The sequence below is a fragment of the Robertkochia flava genome, from assembly GCF_020166515.1.
GTDB lineage: Bacteria > Bacteroidota > Bacteroidia > Flavobacteriales > Flavobacteriaceae > Robertkochia > Robertkochia flava.
On record NZ_JAINZT010000005.1, the window covers coordinates 579,176 to 597,908 of the forward strand.

Consider the following 18,733-nt stretch of genomic DNA (forward strand, 5'->3'; position numbering starts at 1 on the left):
AGGATTTAATGATTTCGGGATTACTCTGTGTGGTAAATTTCATGTAGGAAATAACTCAATAATATTTAAGTATTTTTCGCTAGCCGTTTCAAGTGAATATCTTCTGGATAGTTTTTTTGCATTAAGTCTTTGCTCAATCTGCAAAGGAGTATTTCTGGTATAGTGAATAAATGATAACAGGTCTTCTTTCGTGATATTTTTAAGATCATAAGGGAGAACATAGCCGACATTTGCATTTTTTATTACCTCACTTTGCCATCCTTCATAATTGATTAGTATGGGTTTTCCAGCAGCCAGAGTATCAAAAAATTTATTAGCCGAGTTACTCCATAATTCCTTTATAGGTGCAACGAAAGAACTGCCCATTTCAGTGTGAGAATATATGGGGGGTAGATCATTTTTGGAAACGGGATCTAATATGAATAAATTCTTATCAAAGACTCCCAATCGCTTTGCTCTCTCGATTACGTTGTTTTTTTCTGCTCCATTACCTATGAGAATAAAAGTTATGTTGGGCTCTAAGGGAAGAAGTAAGAAGGCGAGTTCTACTACATATTCAAGTGCGTTTACTTTTCCGAAGGCGCCGGCGTATACAATTTTAAACTTATTATTCTTTTTAAATTGAACAGGGACCCCATTTATTTTTGATTCTGAAACAGTGAATCTATTTATTACGGAAAGATTTTCAATAACAGTAATATTTTTTTCCAATTCAGGATATCTGTGTACAATAGATTTTTTCATGTCGGTGGAGAGTGCTACAATGTGTTTAGAATTTTTGTAGATAATTCCTTCCAGTAATTCAAGACTTTTGATGACCATACTGTTTTTGATAGCTCCGATTGCGATAACTGCTTCCGGCCAGACATCCCGGACTTCAAATATAAAGGGGGTTTTTCCAAACCAGGATTTGATTAATGCCGGAATTCCTACGGTCAATGGAGTAGAGGTGGCAATGACCAATTCCGCGGGGATATTGAGGATTTTCACTGAACTAAACCAGAGAAAATGAAAGAAAAATTTGATTCTTTGGAAAGTAGAGAGTGAGTTATCATATTTTCTGGTTTTAAGCACGTTTAAGGTAATGTTTTCATTTAAAGGAAGTATATTCCATCCGTCATGAAAATCACCTTTAATATTACAGGAGGTAGTTAGGAACTCGACCCTATGCCCCTGTTTTACGAAGCTCATGGCTAGATCATAAGATCTCGTATTTCCACTAGTTTCCGGCAACGTAAAATACTGATGAATATATATGATTTTCATATTCGATTGTCTTGTTTTGGATAAAATAATGGCATTATTGATTGATTTCCTGTTTAGTGTTTGCTTCAAAAAGCGCTTTATATTTTTTAGCTACATTGCTCCAGTAAAATTCATCCATGTCTAACGAGCAAAAGTCATAAGTTGGATAATCTAAAATTATTCTTTCCAGGCCTTGAGAAATATTTAATGGTGTTGGTTTGGCTATCCTCACCCCTGGAAAATTATCAATTATACCATCTATTCCTTGATTTGCACAAAGTAATATGGGCAGCCCCTGACTGAGAGCTTCTAAATAGACCAGACCAAAAGTCTCCCCTTCGGAAGGGAGAGCAAAAATATCATGACATCTGTAAACAGCTTTCATTTCGCATAAGGATTTAATTTCTCCCCTGTAACAAATTAAACCAGGATATTTATTGATTTCCTGAAGTATCTGGGTCAATTGATCTCCTTTTTTTCCAACTAAGGTTAAATTAATTTTTAATCCTGATTGGTGTAAAATCTTAACTGCATTGATTAATTCTAAAGGATGTTTTCTATAAACCAGGTTCCCCACAAATAATACCTTAATTGGATTATTTAAGGTATTTTCGAAATTTCTATTTTGTAGCCATTGCTCGTCAATACCATTATATATTGCAACGGATTTTTGATCTAATTGACTCTTTAAAAATGTATAGAAGGACTTCATTTTTAATTTTATATGTAAGGATTCAGCTATGAATATGATTTTTTTAGCGTTTCTTATAATCTGTAAACATAATGGAAAGAGGTCAAATCTGTACTTCATGAATAAATCAATATCAGTAGCCCTTATAGCTACCACATAAGGTATCCCGTACTCTTGATTTAGTTTGAATGCTAGAGCACCATCACTAAAAAGAGTTGTTGCATGAATTATATCATAATCTTTAGGTGAAATTTGTTGAATTAAATGACCGTATAAGAATTCGATTTTACTCCTAAAAAATATTCTATGAAATTTATTAATGGGGACCTTGTTAGTCAGAATTTTAAGATCAGGGTTTTTCGATTTCACCTCATTTAATCCCTTGTGCTCTCTTCTTGAGGCAAAGAAGATGCTTTGCTGAAGGCCTATCCTATGGAGTTGATGATATAAATTTAAGTGAACTTTGCTTCCAAGCAGATCATTACACAAATGAAGACAATTCATACATGGGTAATTTTATTTTAAACATAATAAAAAAAGACTGTCATAATATATATGTAGCTGACAATTAGATGAATGGGTCGTTTTGGACTTCGTGGGGAAGTCACAATATAATGGTCTAAATGTATAGAATGAGGAGTTACCGGATATTCAATATTAACTCCAGGAATATTTTTTATCCAATAATACCAGGGAAGCCAGGCTAAAATATATCCATAGGTCACTTAGGGAGCCTGATTTCATGGCGTTTAAAAGGGCAAATAGGTAAAGCAGGGAAAAAATGCTTGTTTTTAACCTTAGAGAATAAAGGACTCGGAGTTTAATCATTATAAATAATACCAGTCCTAATAGACCTAATTCATAAAAAGTTTCCAAGAATATATTGTGAGGATATGCTCTGACGTCTTTATCATAGAAGGTGATTCCAAAGCTGCCAATTCCATAACCAAAGATCATTTTCAGGGTATTTACATGATTGGAAAAAGGTGTAAAAGCCGCAAACTCCATCATTTCCAAGCGATATGCTGAAGATACATCCCCACCTTCAGCCAAACTAGAAAATCGTCTAATGGAAGTGGAAAAGAAATTTATAATCTTTTGGTTAAAGATTAAAATTGCTCCAATTAACCCGGTAAAACTCAAAAAATAACTGTTCCATGAAATTTCACTTTTTTTGCTATACCTAACAAACATATCAACAACTAACAAGGCAATGGTGAAAATAAGAGCACCTCTCGCTGCACTGGCGATTAATAAAAAAAAAGATAAAAATTGCAGCCAAAGTATTTTCTTTTGATGATATAAAATCAAGAACAATAGACCAAGATTAAATCCAATGGAGAGATAATTACTTCTTAAATCCATAAATGCTGTTACCGAATCGCTTCCGCTTGACCAAAGAATTGAAGTCATACTCACAAAGAATATACTCGTTGGAATGAGTACAACCAAATAGGTCATAACAATGGACTTTAATTGAACCTCTTTAACAAAAACCGGATACAGGAAGTAAATAATGTTGGCAAAGAAGGCAACCATTTTTTCGTATTTATAGCCGTAGGAAGGGGAATAGCTTAGACTGACGGCCATGATGGAATAAAATAAAAAGAGTAGAATTAAACCTTGAATAAAATCCTTATTTGGTGAGAAATTTCTATAATGCAAGGCCATATCTAACAGGGCTAATAACATCATAATAAGGGTTAGATCAATGCTGCCAATGTAATTTAATAGAAAGGGTTTTACAGCACCTGATAACCAAAGTAATGCAAGTAGAACACTTTGATATCTGTATATTTTATCACTACTCATGACTTAGGGTAGTATTTCGGCAGCCTCTCAATTTCCAGTATAATGATAATTAAATAAGAAATATATGAAATAGCTGTCCCAACAATATAATATAATATAAAGGTAAAGAACTCTACCTTTTTAATGTCCGCAGCATAGAATAGAATAGCCATAAGAAAAATGAACCTACCCATATGCCATAAGGAATTTGTTTTAACCCTATTTATTGCCAAGAGGATGACGCCTAACGGACTGATTATTACCTTAAACAAAAAGATAAAAGATAGCATACTTGCTAAAACTCCCGTAGTTTGCCAATTGGATCCAAAAATTAAGGGAAATAGCCTTTTACTTCCAAAAAGGAGGATAAGAAAGATAGGGACCCCAATTATGGTAAGCAATAATAAGGTGTTGTAAAATACTAAACGGGTCTTTTGAAAGTTTTTTTGATTAAAATTCTCTACTACTTTTTGAAAAAAAATGTCACTTATACTTTGAGAGATTAAAGCTACTGGTGCGAGAACGACCATATTTGCAAGACTGAAGAATCCTAACTCACTCTTCGAATAATAAATTCCAAGGAAAATTATCAAAATCTGCAGGCTTAAGACATTGATAAAGGTAGAAGGCATATTAAATAACGGGAAATCCCGGTATTTTTTAATGAGGTTAATAGCTTTTTTCCAGTCAGGTTTAATTAAGATATTTCGACTGCAAAGAAACATGTATATCAGGGCAATGACTAACCCTCCAATCTTTCCTAATGCCAAACCCCATATATTACTATTGGCCAAGGCAAATGCCAGCAAGGCTAATAGAATGTAAGAAACAGATTCTATAATTTTTGCATGAGCTTTTCTCGTAAATCGTTTAACACGAATCTGCCAAGAAAAGAGCAGATTAACAAATGAAAAACTTAAAACGTAAAGAGGAACATAATAAGCAACATTATCTATTTTAAAATTTGTAATAAAAAATTGAGGAAATAAATAAATTGAAAGAAGAAGAATAATTGATATTACGAATGATGTTGAAAGACCAGTAATAAGGAGTTGTTTGGAATTTTCGTCATCTTTTTCAATAATAATTGGAGAGTTTAGGTTTAAGCAGGAAAAAACTAAAACAAGACTGCCCAAAGTCATCATTCCAGTTACTTCAGCTAATGCATACTCATCGTACATGCGGGTTAATATTGGACTGAAAATAACGGGGATTAATTGCCCCAGAGACATCCACCCTGCTTGCCCCAAAATATCTTTCAAATAACTACTCGAACGGTATTTTCCTAAAATGTTTACAAGCCTTGATATCATTTACATTAGATAGTAAGGGATTAAAAGTCGTACAAGTATGTGAGTAAGGATAATAATTTGTATGAATGAGGAGTAATTATCGATAAACCACGAGTTTAGTTAAAAAAAAACAGGCGGAAAATCCGCCTGTTTCTTCAATTGTAATATGTTTTTGTTTATTGCTCAGGATAAACTCCCTTTCCATCCTCCAGGATTTTAGCATTTAATGCTGCGATACCTAGTGCTTCAGATCCATAAGATCTTAGGTTGTCATAAGAGTTATAATTGTTCTTGATTTTATCCTGAATCTTTTGACTAAATCTCCCTAAAGTTAACCATTCATGAAGTCTCCAAGGAATCTCGTATCCACCTGAACCATCTACATTTTTCGTGAAATTACTCCCATAGGAATCTTTCCAGATTACTTCGTCAAGCGTTACGATTAAACCATCGATATCATTTTTGGTCCAATAGGCATTTTGCTCGTAGGCCAATACCCAAAAGCTTATCACTGCTCCTGCATGGGGGGTGTCCTGAATCCCATTAGGCAAAGTTGCTCCCCAAACAGATGCCCAAATAATAGCATTAGGATTGTTTGGATGCGGCTGCAATTGTCCACGAAGGTTGGATGGAAAATTATGCATATCGCCATGAGATATATTATCGAAGACAGTCTTATACTTAGGATCTCCGGTAATTGTATACAATTCCAGACCTAACCTGGCCCAATGAGATGCCATGTGGGTTCTACTTCTATAAATATGATTATCACCTCTTGTAGTCCATTTATCCCATATGTGTTTTATAGAAAACTCTAGTAGTTTTTCATACTGAGCCTGATAATCTTTGGTACTCCTCAGGTTTGGAGATTGGTGTAAAATTCTGACAATAGTAATTACATGTCTCCAGTAATAGCTATCATAAAGGGGATATTCCTTTCCGTCGGAAGTCGGCCATCCTTTATATCCGCCTCCCACGTCTACTGCATCATTAAGTGTATTATTGATTAGGACAAGAGCCTCATCCAGATACTCGGTGTCTCCGGTAGCCTGCCACATAGAACTTAGACCATCGATATACCATGAGAGATAGTAATAATCAGCATTGAGATTTTTACTCTTAGATCTGGTATGTGCGTCCAGGCTATCAAGATGATTTTCAGGATTTGTCCATTCATGATCAAATCGATCTTTCCAATATTGAACTTCAGCCGAAAGTTCCTGTCCTAGTTCCGGATCAGTTTCAGGTTGTGTATCAGGAGAAGTTTGATCAATGGCCTCCTCATCTGTCCAGGCGTCATCCTCGATAATCTCTACATTGGTGGCATCATCCGGCGGAGTAATAGGATCTGGAGCAGGTTCCTTTATATGTCCAACTTTCTTGCCGTTTTCGAATGTTTTTTTATCTCCGTTTTTATTGTAGACAACGGCGAATTTATCGTTATCTTTTTCGTAATAAATGGTTGCTTCGGCATACACCTCTGTTACCTCTTCTTCGTCATTTATATTCTCGTCGATGAATTCGTCCTGGTCTGCTGCACAGGCGAAAAAAAGTTGTGAAATAAGCACAATAATCATCATAGGCCGAAGTTTATTCAGTCTTTCCATGGTAAAATTGGGATTTAAGATTTGGTTTTGCTAAACTATTTAAATTCAGTCAAGTAACAATGAAGTGTAAGTTTTATTCGATGAAATACATTGTTTAACATTTCATGTCGATTATACGCAGCATTGTCAGATGAACGTCTGTATTTATACGATGAAATGCATAGTACAGACGTTCAACTACCTTATTTTAACAGATATTAACAAAAATACCAATGATTTAGCTGTTTAATCTGACAACCTAAAGATTATAAACTTTGTAAATCACGTAGGCGAGTATGCGTTCATATTGGAGATCGAACAGGAACCTTATAGGCATAAAAAAAGCCCGAATAATTTCGGGCTTTTACGATATGGTGGAGGAAGACTAATTGCTTTCACCTATTCGGTAAAAATCAAAACCAATATTCATCATTTGTTCTTTGTTTAAGATCCTCCTGCCGTCAAAAACGAATGCAGGCTTCAGCATAAGGTCATAAATATTTTGCCAGTCAAAGGATTTAAATTCATCCCATTCCGTTAATATGGCTATGGCATGGGCACCGTTGGCAGCCTCCAGGGGATCATTAACTACCTTGACCAACTTACGGTTTTCTTCTTCACTTCTGGTGTTCAGGTAATCAAGGTCAGCATAAATTTGTTCTGCAGATACTTTAGGATCGTAGACCACAATCTCTGCCTGTTCATCAAGCAAAGTATCTGCAATGTAAATGGCAGCAGATTCCCGGGTATCGTTAGTGTCTTTTTTAAAGGCCCAACCATAAAAGGCGATCTTCTTCCCGGAAACGGTATTGTATAGCGTGGAAACAATATTATCGGCGAACCTCCTTTTCTGATAATCATTTATCTTTATCACCTGATCCCAATATTCAGCAACTTCAGTAAGACCATAGGATTTACATATGTATACAAGGTTTAAAATATCTTTTTGAAAACACGATCCCCCAAAGCCTACGGAGGCATTTAGGAATTTAGGACCAATTCGGGAATCCAGTCCAATTGCTTTACTTACTTCAGCAACATTGGCATCCGTTTTCTCACATAAGGCTGATATGGAATTTATTGAAGAAATTCTTTGCGCTAAGAAGGCATTAGCTACTAATTTGGATAGCTCTGATGACCAGAGGTTGGTTTGAATAATATTTTCCTTAGGTAGCCAGTGTTCGTAAATTTTACTTAAAGTGTTTTTGGCGATTTTACCCGAGGCTGTATCGTCGCCCCCGATTAAAACACGATCGGCGTTAAGCAGGTCGTCTATAGCAGTACCCTCGGCCAGGAATTCCGGGTTCGACAAGATTTCATAGTTAACTCCATTTCCGGTATTGTGAAGGATGTCTTTAATGGCTTGTGCAGTTCGAACGGGTAATGTTGATTTTTCAACCACTATTTTATCATCCTTTGCTACCCGGGCAATATTGCGGGCGCATAATTCTATATATTTAAGGTCTGCGGCTTCTCCCTTACCTTTTCCATAGGTTTTGGTTGGGGTATTCACAGAGATAAAGATCATATCTGCCTCGTCAATAGCTTTATCGACCTCGGTAGAAAAGAACAGGTTTTTATTCCTTGATTCTGATATGATAGCTTCTAATCCTGGTTCATAAACAGGTAAATTATTCAGGTTATCATCGTTCCAGGCTGCAATTCTCTTTTCATTAATGTCAACTACAGTAACTTCAATCTCCGGGCATTTATTTGCTATAACAGACATGGTGGGACCACCAACATATCCCGCTCCGATACAGCAGATCTTTTTAATTTTTCTCATTACTTGATAAATTTTTAAGGATGACAAAGATAGAATTTCGAAAATTCTGACTTTACTATTCTAAAATATTTTAGATAAAACCCTACAATTTCACTTTTAAATCAAACATTAGATAATAGTTGTGAGTCTTTTGTAAGTCATTGATATTAAAGGCTTTTTCTTATGATATTTTATTCTTTTGGAATAACAGTAGTTAGCCGATAATTATACCTTTTTGCCGAAATAGGTGTTCAAACCATGGATGGTTTAATACTTTTATTTGCAATCTGTTATCTACAAAATGTTTACAATGTAATTGTAGCATTTTTAATGAAATAGCAGATTGATATGCCCCCAGTTCTTCCAAAACTTTTCTGATATCAGTGGTCTTAGTTTAATAGAAAGATCGGATGATTGCAACAAAAACAAAGATATGGCTTTCTTCCCCTCACATGGGAGGTTCGGAGATCTCCTATGTTAACGAGGCCTTTAGAACTAACTGGATTGCCCCTCTTGGTCCTAACGTAGAAGGTTTTGAAAAGGATCTTCAAAGCTATTTGGGAGGGTTCAGGGAGGTAGCTGCCCTTTCTTCCGGAACCGCAGCTCTTCATCTTGCTTTAATTTTATGTGGAGTTGGTCCCGGCGATGTGGTCTTATGCCAGAGTTTCACCTTTGCCGCCAGTGCAAATCCTATTACCTACCTGGGAGCTGAGCCGGTTTTTATCGACAGCGAAGACAATACCTGGAATCTGTGTCCGGATTTATTGGAATCATGCATATTAGACCTAGCAAAAACAGGTAAAAAACCAAAAGCATTAATTGCGGTTCACTTGTATGGAATGCCCTATAATGTTGAACGTGTCAACGATATATCCAGGAAATATGATATTCCTGTAATTGAAGATAGCGCTGAGGCATTAGGTAGTATTTACAAGGGAATAAATTGTGGTACAGTTGGTAATTTATCGGTGCTATCCTTTAATGGGAACAAAATTATAACCACCTCTGGTGGTGGAGCTTTAATAACTCCAAATGAAACTTTAAAGAACAAGGCCGTTTTTCTTGCAACCCAAGCCAGAGATAATGCACCTCATTATGAACACTCAGAGATTGGATTCAATTATAGAATGAGTAATGTAACTGCAGGAATTGGCAGGGGGCAAATGGAAGTTTTAAAGGCTCGGGTAGCTGCAAGAAGGTCGAATTACGCTTTCTACCGTGCTGAACTCGGTGATCTTGAAGAAGTCAGCTTTTTAGACGAGCCTGAAGGTTATTATTCAAACCGATGGCTTACCTGCATTCTATTAAGGAATGCAGAATTACGTGAAAGAATTAGAATGGCACTCTTAGCGGATAACATTGAATCGAGGCCCTTGTGGAAGCCTATGCATCTTCAACCGGTCTACAAGAGTAATAAAGCTTATCTCAATGGAGTATCCGAAGCTCTTTTTTCTCGAGGGTTGTGTTTACCCAGCGGATCGGATTTAACGGAAATAGAACTCACCCGGATTTGCGGCGTGATTAAAAATGAAATAAGATTATGATAAATAAATACCTTCCCTGGTTTCTTCCGAAATATGCATCCAAGTGGATTGTTCTGACTATGGATACATGTTTGGTCGTTTTTACTTTTTTCCTTGTGTATTTTTTGCGTTTTGGCTTTTCTTTGAATTTTGATTTGGAGGTTCTGGCGATTCAGTTACCAGTTATCGGATTTTTGGCCCTGCTGAGTTTTATTATTACCGGCTCTTACAAGGGAATCATACGATATACCGGATTAAGAGATCTTCTAAAAGTGACTCTAGCAGTAGGGCTCATAACTGCTTTTACCGTGGCCGTAGTGCTTTTAAATCGCTCCTTTACGATATTGGAAAACTTTACGATTCCAATATTTTTTATCATTATGCATGCTTTTGTCAATTTCGTTGCACTAGCCGCTTCGAGACTGACTTTCAAGCTTACATACAAGTATATCATGAGCGATTTACGCTTAATGGATCGGATCGTTATATATGGAGCAGGAGATGCAGGTATTATGACCTATAATGCCTTAACTAACTCTATAAAGCAAAATATTAAGGTGATAGCCTTTATTGATGATAATAAAGCCAAGGTTGGCAGTAGTATTAATGGTGCTCCTATTTTATCGAGAACATCCTTCAACAAGAATTTTGTGCAAAGGTACAGGATAAATGAAGTGATTATTGCGATACCCGATACGACTGGGAATGAATTCCGACAAAGTATTAACGAAATAGTCGACCTGGTGCCTCAAGTCAAGATCATCCCACCGGTAGACCAGTGGATCAACGGACAGATCGATTTAAAACAAATAAAGCAAGTCCAGTTGGAGGACCTTCTGGAAAGGAGTCCTATCATAATTGATAATCCCGAACTTTCTATAGAGTTTACCGGGAAAACGGTATTGGTAACTGGTGCGGCGGGTTCTATAGGTAGCGAGATAGCCAGGCAATTAACCCATTTCCCATTGGAAAAGTTGATCTGCTTGGATATTGCAGAATCTGCACTTTATGATTTGCAGCAGGAGTTTAAAAGAGCAGGTAAAACTGATTTCAGGGCAATTGTCAGTGATGTCAGGGATGCGCATGGAATGGATGCGATCCTGGGTAATTATAAACCAGACATTATATTTCATGCTGCTGCGTATAAACATGTTCCTCTAATGGAGGAGAACCCGTACGAGGCTGTAAAAATTAACGTTGCAGGTACACGTATTTTGGCAAATACAGCAGTAAAGCATAAGGTAGATAAGTTTGTCCTGGTTTCTACCGATAAGGCTGTAAACCCCACCAATGTAATGGGGGCTACAAAAAGAGCTGCGGAAATATTTATAGGAGCCTTACAACGAGAAACGAATACAACAAAATTCATCACAACCCGTTTTGGTAATGTACTGGGTTCTAATGGTTCCGTTATTCCATTATTTAGGAAACAGTTGGAGCAAGGCGGTCCTCTCACAGTGACACATTCGGAAGTAACTAGATATTTTATGACGATTCCTGAAGCGTCTCAACTGGTTTTGGAAGCGGGAAGTATGGGGCAAGGTGGGGAAATTTTCATATTTGATATGGGTGAATGCGTAAAAATCTTTGATCTTGCTAAGAATATGATCAAATTGTCCGGGTTGAGATATCCGGAAGATATTGATATCAAAATTACTGGATTACGTCCTGGTGAAAAACTCTACGAAGAACTTCTTGCTAACGGAGAAGATACTATGCCAACCTATCACGAAAAGATAATGATTAGTAAGGTTAAAGACTTGGATTATCAAAGACTGAAGGCAAAAATAGAAGCCTTGTGTGTTCTAAACCTTTACAACGATAAGAATATGATAGTAGCTAAATTAAAGCAAATTGTCCCGGAATATATTTCGAAGAATTCGGATTTTACTGTCCTAGATAATCCTGATGATGAAAGGGCCTCCAATTATTCCATTTTACAATCACTTAACTTCAATCCCTACAAAGGAATTTAATTGCGAAAAGCCATAATAAAAATGAACCCAAATTTTTTTAATTTAAACATTTTAACAAGGAACATCTTTATTTTTTTGTTTCTTTTATGCACATCATGTGCAACCAGAAAGGATGTGGCCTACTTTCAAAATGCAAGAGAGTTCGAAACACTTGTGGAAACCCAATCTTTTGAACCTAGAATTAAGGTGGATGATTTATTAAGCATTCATATATCTACTTTCGATATGGAAGCTACCACACCTTTTAATTTAACCAAAGGGGAAGGGTTAAATTATCAGGAAGTTGATTACGTTGTGGATAAATCAGGAGATATTGATTTTCCGGTTTTAGGAAGGCTTACGGTTAAAGGTTTAACCACTACTGAAGTTAAACAATTGATTAAGAAAAAGCTTATTGGATATTTGAAAGATCCCGTAGTAAATATTCGTATTAAAAATTTTCAAGTAACCGTTTTGGGCCATGTAAAGAATCCCGGAACTTTTAATATTCCGACAGAGCGAATAACACTACTGGAGGCCTTAAGTCTAGCAGGAGATTTGGAAATAAAAGCCAGGAGAGATAATGTTCTGGTTATTAGAGATTTTGATGGTGTTAAGACGTTTTCCCGAATAGATCTTACGTCCAAAGAATTCATAAACTCTCCGGTTTATTTTCTCACCCAAAATGATGTTGTCTACGTAGAACCGAATGAATCGGCTATAAAAACCTCTTCTCTTGATAATAGAGCAACAATAGTCGTTTCAATTTTTTCAGTTTTACTTACATCTACAGTTTTAATCTTAACCAGGTCATAAATGAATTCCAAAAAGGACCATAAAATGACTCAGTTTGACAGTAAGATGGATATCAAAAGGACCATTGAATATTATCTAAGTAAGTGGAAATGGTTTCTTCTTGGTTTTTTCTTAAGTGTAGGAATAGCTCTTGTTTATTTGAGATATACGACACCGGAATATGAATCAAGGGCTTTAATCCGGTTAATTACCTTGAATAATAATCCTACTCCCGAAGAGGCTATACTTGGTGAACTTGGACTTGTTTATGGCGGAGACAAATTACATACAGATGAAATTCAAATTCTCAAATCCAGATCATTGATCGAAAATGTAGTTAGGAATTTACAGTTGTATGTTCAAGTTTATTCTGAAGGCAACATAAAAGATAGAGAGATATATTCTAAACGGCCTGTTAGAATAAATCTTTTTGCTGCGGACTCTATCCTTTATGATTATTCACAGTATTTTGAAATTACTGTAATTTCTGATTCTGAGTTTGTTCTAACAGATGAATATGGTGTCGAAATTAAAAGGGTTTTTGGAAGTAAAATCGATACAAATGCAGGTGCACTTGTCATCACTCCTTCGGAACATTTTGACCTTAATCGTTATAATGGCGTGAAGCTTAAGATTCTTATCAAACCCGTTAAAAAAGTAGCTGAATTTTACAGAGATAAATTGACCGTATATTCATATAATGATCGAATTAACAGATCAAACATGATAGGGATTTCCATAACTGATCCTGTGCCGGAAAAGGCCGCTACTTTTATAAATGAACTCATAAAAACATACAACGACAAGTCTATAGAAAATAAGCAGCAAATTGCCCAAAGCACATATGATTTTATAAATGAAAGGGTTGCCTCCATATCCAGTGATTTGAGTGAAGTGGATAGTGCCAAGGAAAGTTTTAAGGTAGGCAATATGCTGACTGATGTCAACACAGAAGCTGGAATGTATGTTCAGGCAGAGGCCTCTAATGAAATTGAGTTAATAAAGGTAGCCACGGAACTAAGTACAGTCAATGCAATGATCGCCTATTTAAATAACAATACTCAGAATTCATATCAAACCTTACCAACCAATCTCGGCGAAGATCAGGGAATCGCTTCAATTGCAAGCCAATATAATCAAATGGTTATTGAACGTAATTCTTTGCTCAATAGTTCAGGGGAAAAGAATCCGGTTGTTTTACAGCTGAATGAACGATTAAAGGAGTTGTATAATTCTTTAATGCAAAGTTTGGTGAATTTAAAAAATACATTATTAATACGTCAATCCAATTTACTTTCTCGTGCCGAGATGATCGATACAAGAATTTCCAGTGTACCAAGCCAAGAACGGGAAAACAGGGTTATACAACGTCAACAGAATATTAAAGAATCCATATATCTCTATCTTCTCCAAAAAAGAGAAGAATCAGCCATAACAACTGCCACAGCCTATCCGAGCGCAGAAGTAATTGATCCGGCCAGAATAAATGATGAGTTTCCGGTATTCCCTAAAAGAAAATTGGTTTTACTAGCGTCTGGATTAATAGGTTTAATTGTTCCTTTTGTCATATTCTTTCTGAACAACATTTTAAATACAAAAATTCTTGAATTAAGAGACTTGAATTCGATTAGAGGATATGCTCCAGTAATTGGGGAGCTGCCAGGAATTAAGGAAGGAGCTAATGAAGATGATATGAAAGATTTGTTCTCGGAAGCATTGAGAATCTTAAGAACCAATCTTGATTTTATTTTCCATAAGGATAGGAAGGATAAAAGGGTAATATTTATTACCTCTTCTGTAAATGGGGAAGGAAAGACTTTTATTGCCTATAATCTTGCAAAAATCTACACATATGCAAATAATAAAGTTTTATTGGTAGGTGCTGATATAAGGAAACCAAATCTACATGAATTAAACCCATTATCACAAGAAAAGGGAATATCTAATTATTTAAATGGGGATGGTGAATTAGATGAAATTGTGGAATCTGTAGAAGGTACCCCAGGGTTATTTATACTGCATTCAGGCAGTGTTCCACCGAATCCCTCAGAATTATTAATGAACCCTAAAGTGGATATATTATTCTCCAAATTACGTGAGAATTTTGATATAGTGATAGTAGATACAGCACCTACAATGCTTGTTACTGATACCATGATCATTTCGAAGTATGCAGATCAATCGGTCTATATTGTAAGGGCAGGTTATACAGAAAAGGAACTACTTCCACATATCGGTGAATTGGCTGTTGATGAAAAGCTACCTGGTATGGTTTTAGTCTTGAATGATGTTAACCAGGATAATCTGGGATATTCAGGGAAATATGGTAAAGTTTACAATAACTCTTCTCAACCCTGGTATAGAGCCTTTATGAATAGATTTCGGTAAAAGAGAATATCGAACAATTAATAAAAATTCTCTAACTTAAGAATCAACTATTTTTGATATGTTTTTAATCTTTCAAATCCCCGAAGAAGTTCCAAAACCGCATAACAACCCACCTTTAGATCCGGGTTCGGCTACCGAGATGGTGCTGTATGTGGCCATCCCCGTTCTCTTTATTATCCTGTATTTTCTCTGGAAACGCGGCAGGAGAAACCGAAGGTAAATTAGTCTTGCTTCTTTCCTTTCCAGAACATCCCTATGGGGATGATCAGGAAGATAAAAAAATACCATCCGGTGATGATCCCGATCACGGTGATCACGACCCCGGCAAGCATGAGGTATAGTCCTGTTTTCTTTCCTGAGTACTTCATGTCTTAATTTAATGAAGACGGTACTCAAAATCAAATTTCACTGTTCTTTCCGCTATATCACTATTCCCCCGTCTGTTTAGTTTCCTTTTTCATTTTCCTTGCTGAATAGCAGGGATCGACCTGTAGACTTCAATAGTACACCGTCCTTTTTAACCATCCCATCATTATTCCCGGCGATGCTTTTCATGGAAATAGCTGAACCGAACCCTCCATTACCGGACTTGTTATGAATGATTGTTTTCGTTCCCTGAAATGGTGGTCGATACCTGAAAATTCTTGATTGAAATATCATCAGATATGATAAAGATCATAGAAATGGAAGGGAGTCTGTACGACCTTTATTAGACCAACTATCAAAGTAAATAAACGAAATCAATACAGATAAAATACCATAGTTATGGAAGTTCACACAGAAATTAAAAAAAGGGTCTTCAATTTTGGAGACCGGTCAGCCGATGGCAATGCAACCATGCGGAATCTCCTGGGAGGGAAAGGCGCCAACCTGGCTGAAATGAGCCGAATCGGGGTGCCGGTCCCCCCGGGATTTACAATCACTACAGAGGTTTGTACAGAATACAACCAGGTAGGGATGGATGCAACCATTCGTTTGATTCGCGAAGAGGTGGAAACCTCGGTAAAGAACATAGGGAAGATTATGAAGGCCGAATTCGGATCCGACGACCATCCTTTATTATTATCCGTCAGGTCCGGAGCCCGGGTGTCCATGCCTGGGATGATGGATACGGTGCTGAATCTCGGCTTAAATGACAGGAGCGTGGAATCTCTGGCCCGACTTACGCAAAATGATCGTTTCGCATGGGATTCCTACCGCAGATTCGTTCAGATGTACGGTGGTGTGGTTATGGGGATGAAGCCCAGGTCTAAAGAGGAGATCGATCCCTTTGAAGAGATCATGGAAGAAATTAAGCAAGACCGCGGCATTGAACTGGATACCGACTTTACCACAGACGATCTGAGATTACTGGTCAGGAGATTTAAGGAGGCTATTAAATCGCGAACCGGGAAAACACTTCCGGAAGATCCCTGGGAACAACTCTGGGGAGCGGTCATGGCTGTATTTAACAGCTGGAACGGAGACCGGGCCGTGTACTACAGAACCATGCACGGTTATCCGGCTAACTGGGGTACGGCTGTTAATGTGCAGGCCATGGTATTTGGAAATATGGGAGCGAATTCCGGAACCGGGGTTTGCTTTACCAGAGATGCGGGCACAGGAGAGAACGTTTTTAACGGCGAATATCTCATGAATGCCCAGGGGGAAGATGTGGTAGCCGGGGTGCGCACGCCTCAGCAGATCACTAAACTGGGTTCAGAACGCTGGGCGGTGCTGGCACAGATCCCTGAAGCAGAGAGAAGATCCAAATATCCCTCCCTGGAAGAGATCATGCCTGTTGTATACCAGGAGCTGTTTGAATACCAGCGCATGCTGGAAACGCATTACAGGAATATGCAGGATATGGAGTTCACCATTCAGAACGGTAAATTGTGGATCCTGCAAACCAGGAATGGAAAACGAACCGGAGCAGCCATGGTAAAAATAGCTATGGACATGCTCAGGGAAGGCCTCATCGGGGAACAGGAAGCAATACTTCGTATAGAACCCATAAAGCTGGATGAATTGCTACACCCGGTATTTGATACAAAGGCCATTAAAAAGGCCAGGGTGATCGCCCAGGGGCTTCCTGCTTCTCCCGGTGCTGCAACCGGACAGATCGTATTTCACTCTGATGAGGTAGGCAAGTTTAAAAATGCCATCCTGGTTCGTCTGGAAACCTCTCCGGAAGATCTTGAAGGGATGCACCTTGCCAATGGTATTCTTACCGCAAGAGGTGGGATGACCTCTCACGCTGCCGTAGTGGCCAGGGGAATGGGGAAATGCTGTATCTCAGGGGCTGGTGCCCTGAAGATCAATTACAGGACCCGAACCCTGACCATTGATGGACGCGAATATCACGAAGGCGACTGGATCTCCTTAAACGGTAGCACAGGAAACATTTTTGAAGGCAAGGTGGCCACAAGAGAACCGGAACTCACAGGAGAGTTTGCCCAACTGATGAAACTCAGCGACAGGTACCGTACCTTGCGTATCCGGACCAATGCCGATACTCCGGCAGATGCCCTGGCAGCAAGGAATTTTGGAGCACAAGGGATAGGACTCACCCGCACAGAACATATGTTTTTTGAGGTAGACCGTATCAAGGCCATGAGGGAAATGATCCTGGCCGCCACCACCAAAGGTCGTAGAAGGGCTCTGGAGGTATTGCTACCCATGCAACGCTCAGACTTCGAAGGTATTTTCGAGGCTATGGACGGTCATCCTGTAACCATACGATTACTCGATCCACCGCTTCACGAATTCGTTCCTCACCAGTTAACCACCCAGAAGGAACTGGCAGAAGACCTGCATATCTCCCTGGAGGCTGTAAAATCAAAGGTTGCAGAATTAGCAGAGTTTAACCCCATGCTGGGACACCGCGGATGCCGTTTAGGTATCACTTACCCTGAGATCACAGAAATGCAAACCCGGGCGATTCTCGAGGCTGCTCTCCATGTTAAATCCAGAGGAATTACAGTAAAACCCGAGATCATGGTCCCTCTGGTGGGAACCCTTGAAGAATTCTCCTCCCAGAGAGATGTCATCAGGGAAACAGCAGAACAGGTGTTCAGGGAATACAAAGACCGCGTAGACTTTAAGATCGGAACTATGATCGAAGTTCCAAGGGCCGCGCTCATCGCAGATAAGATCGCTGGGGAAGCTGAATTCTTTTCCTTTGGCACGAACGACCTTACCCAAATGACCTACGGGTATTCCAGGGACGATGCCGGTAAGTTTTTACCTATTTACCTGGAAAAAGGGATTCTCAAGGCCGATCCGTTTGAGACTATAGACCAGAAAGGAGTAGGTACTCTGATGCGCATCGGAGTAGGAAGGGGACGCGAAATAAAACCCGGATTGAAGATCGGAATTTGCGGGGAACACGGGGGCGACCCTGCCTCAGTTGAATTCTGTAACAGCCTGGGAATGGACTATGTGAGCTGTTCTCCTTTCCGCGTACCTATTGCAAGAATCGCTGCTGCCCAGGCCGCGATAAAAAAACAGGCCGGAAACTCTTAACCAACATTATATATCCATTTACACCCCGGGGAGTACAGCAAAGCTTCCCGGGGTATTTTTTTGAGCTCTTTTCCTGAGTGGGATACATCCGGTTATTCAGGTATTTTCTTCAACCGTGCTGTAGACCGGATTTGAATGGATCGTCTGTACTGTTGCTTTTTCCCTTTTGAAGGCAGAGAGAATTCCGTTTGAGGTAAT

13 protein-coding genes are annotated in these 18,733 nt (G+C 38.3%); 6 read left to right on the forward strand and 7 right to left on the reverse strand.

What is annotated here, in order from left to right; all coding sequences use genetic code 11:
- Nucleotides 1–39: 39 nt before the first annotated feature.
- From K7R11_RS08980 to K7R11_RS09005, 6 genes are all read right to left on the reverse strand, one after another.
- Entirely contained in the window at nucleotides 40–1,266 is a 1,227-nt protein-coding gene (locus K7R11_RS08980; protein WP_224490194.1) for a glycosyltransferase family 4 protein, read from the reverse strand.
- A gap of 34 nt (nucleotides 1,267–1,300) precedes the next feature.
- Entirely contained in the window at nucleotides 1,301–2,440 is a 1,140-nt protein-coding gene (locus tag K7R11_RS08985) for a glycosyltransferase family 4 protein (RefSeq protein ID WP_224490195.1), read from the reverse strand.
- 153 nt (nucleotides 2,441–2,593) lie between these two features.
- Complete coding sequence (locus K7R11_RS08990) at nucleotides 2,594–3,748, reverse strand: O-antigen ligase family protein (RefSeq protein WP_224490196.1); 1,155 nt, start codon at nucleotides 3,746–3,748, stop codon at nucleotides 2,594–2,596.
- A complete protein-coding gene (locus K7R11_RS08995) occupies nucleotides 3,745–5,040 on the reverse strand; it encodes a lipopolysaccharide biosynthesis protein (RefSeq protein WP_224490197.1) in 1,296 nt (431 codons plus the stop codon). Before K7R11_RS08995 ends, K7R11_RS08990 begins: the two co-directional genes overlap by 4 nt.
- 155 nt (nucleotides 5,041–5,195) lie before the next feature.
- Entirely contained in the window at nucleotides 5,196–6,599 is a 1,404-nt protein-coding gene (locus tag K7R11_RS09000) for a hypothetical protein (RefSeq protein WP_224490198.1), read from the reverse strand.
- Nucleotides 6,600–6,990: 391 nt separating this feature from the next.
- The gene (locus K7R11_RS09005; protein WP_224490199.1) at nucleotides 6,991–8,391 is read right to left on the reverse strand and encodes a nucleotide sugar dehydrogenase; all 1,401 of its coding nucleotides are present in this window, start codon (nucleotides 8,389–8,391) and stop codon (nucleotides 6,991–6,993) included.
- A gap of 389 nt (nucleotides 8,392–8,780) precedes the next feature.
- On the opposite strand from K7R11_RS09005, the gene K7R11_RS09010 reads away from it, so the two are divergent.
- From K7R11_RS09010 to K7R11_RS09030, 5 genes are read left to right on the forward strand one after another with little or no spacing between them, the layout of a single operon-like run.
- Nucleotides 8,781–9,914, forward strand: coding sequence for a DegT/DnrJ/EryC1/StrS family aminotransferase (locus K7R11_RS09010; protein ID WP_224490200.1), 1,134 nt, complete (start codon nucleotides 8,781–8,783; stop codon nucleotides 9,912–9,914).
- Complete coding sequence (locus K7R11_RS09015) at nucleotides 9,911–11,869, forward strand: polysaccharide biosynthesis protein (RefSeq protein WP_224490201.1); 1,959 nt, start codon at nucleotides 9,911–9,913, stop codon at nucleotides 11,867–11,869. Before K7R11_RS09010 ends, K7R11_RS09015 begins: the two co-directional genes overlap by 4 nt.
- Before the next feature lie 21 nt (nucleotides 11,870–11,890).
- Nucleotides 11,891–12,664, forward strand: coding sequence for a polysaccharide biosynthesis/export family protein (locus K7R11_RS09020; RefSeq protein WP_224490202.1), 774 nt, complete (start codon nucleotides 11,891–11,893; stop codon nucleotides 12,662–12,664).
- Nucleotides 12,665–15,031, forward strand: coding sequence for a GumC family protein (locus K7R11_RS09025; RefSeq protein WP_224490203.1), 2,367 nt, complete (start codon nucleotides 12,665–12,667; stop codon nucleotides 15,029–15,031). It begins immediately after the preceding gene.
- Between the two features lie 58 nt (nucleotides 15,032–15,089).
- Nucleotides 15,090–15,251: an adenylosuccinate synthetase gene (locus K7R11_RS09030; RefSeq protein WP_224490204.1), complete on the forward strand. Its 162-nt coding sequence runs from the start codon at nucleotides 15,090–15,092 to the stop codon at nucleotides 15,249–15,251.
- Nucleotide 15,252: 1 nt separating this feature from the next.
- Here the strand turns inward: K7R11_RS09030 and K7R11_RS09035 are convergent, their stop codons facing one another.
- The gene (locus tag K7R11_RS09035) at nucleotides 15,253–15,399 is read right to left on the reverse strand and encodes a hypothetical protein (RefSeq protein ID WP_224490205.1); all 147 of its coding nucleotides are present in this window, start codon (nucleotides 15,397–15,399) and stop codon (nucleotides 15,253–15,255) included.
- Nucleotides 15,400–15,796: 397 nt separating this feature from the next.
- Between K7R11_RS09035 and ppdK the strand changes: the two genes are divergently transcribed.
- Entirely contained in the window at nucleotides 15,797–18,535 is a 2,739-nt protein-coding gene (ppdK, locus tag K7R11_RS09040) for a pyruvate, phosphate dikinase (protein WP_224490206.1), read from the forward strand.
- Nucleotides 18,536–18,733: the final 198 nt, after the last annotated feature.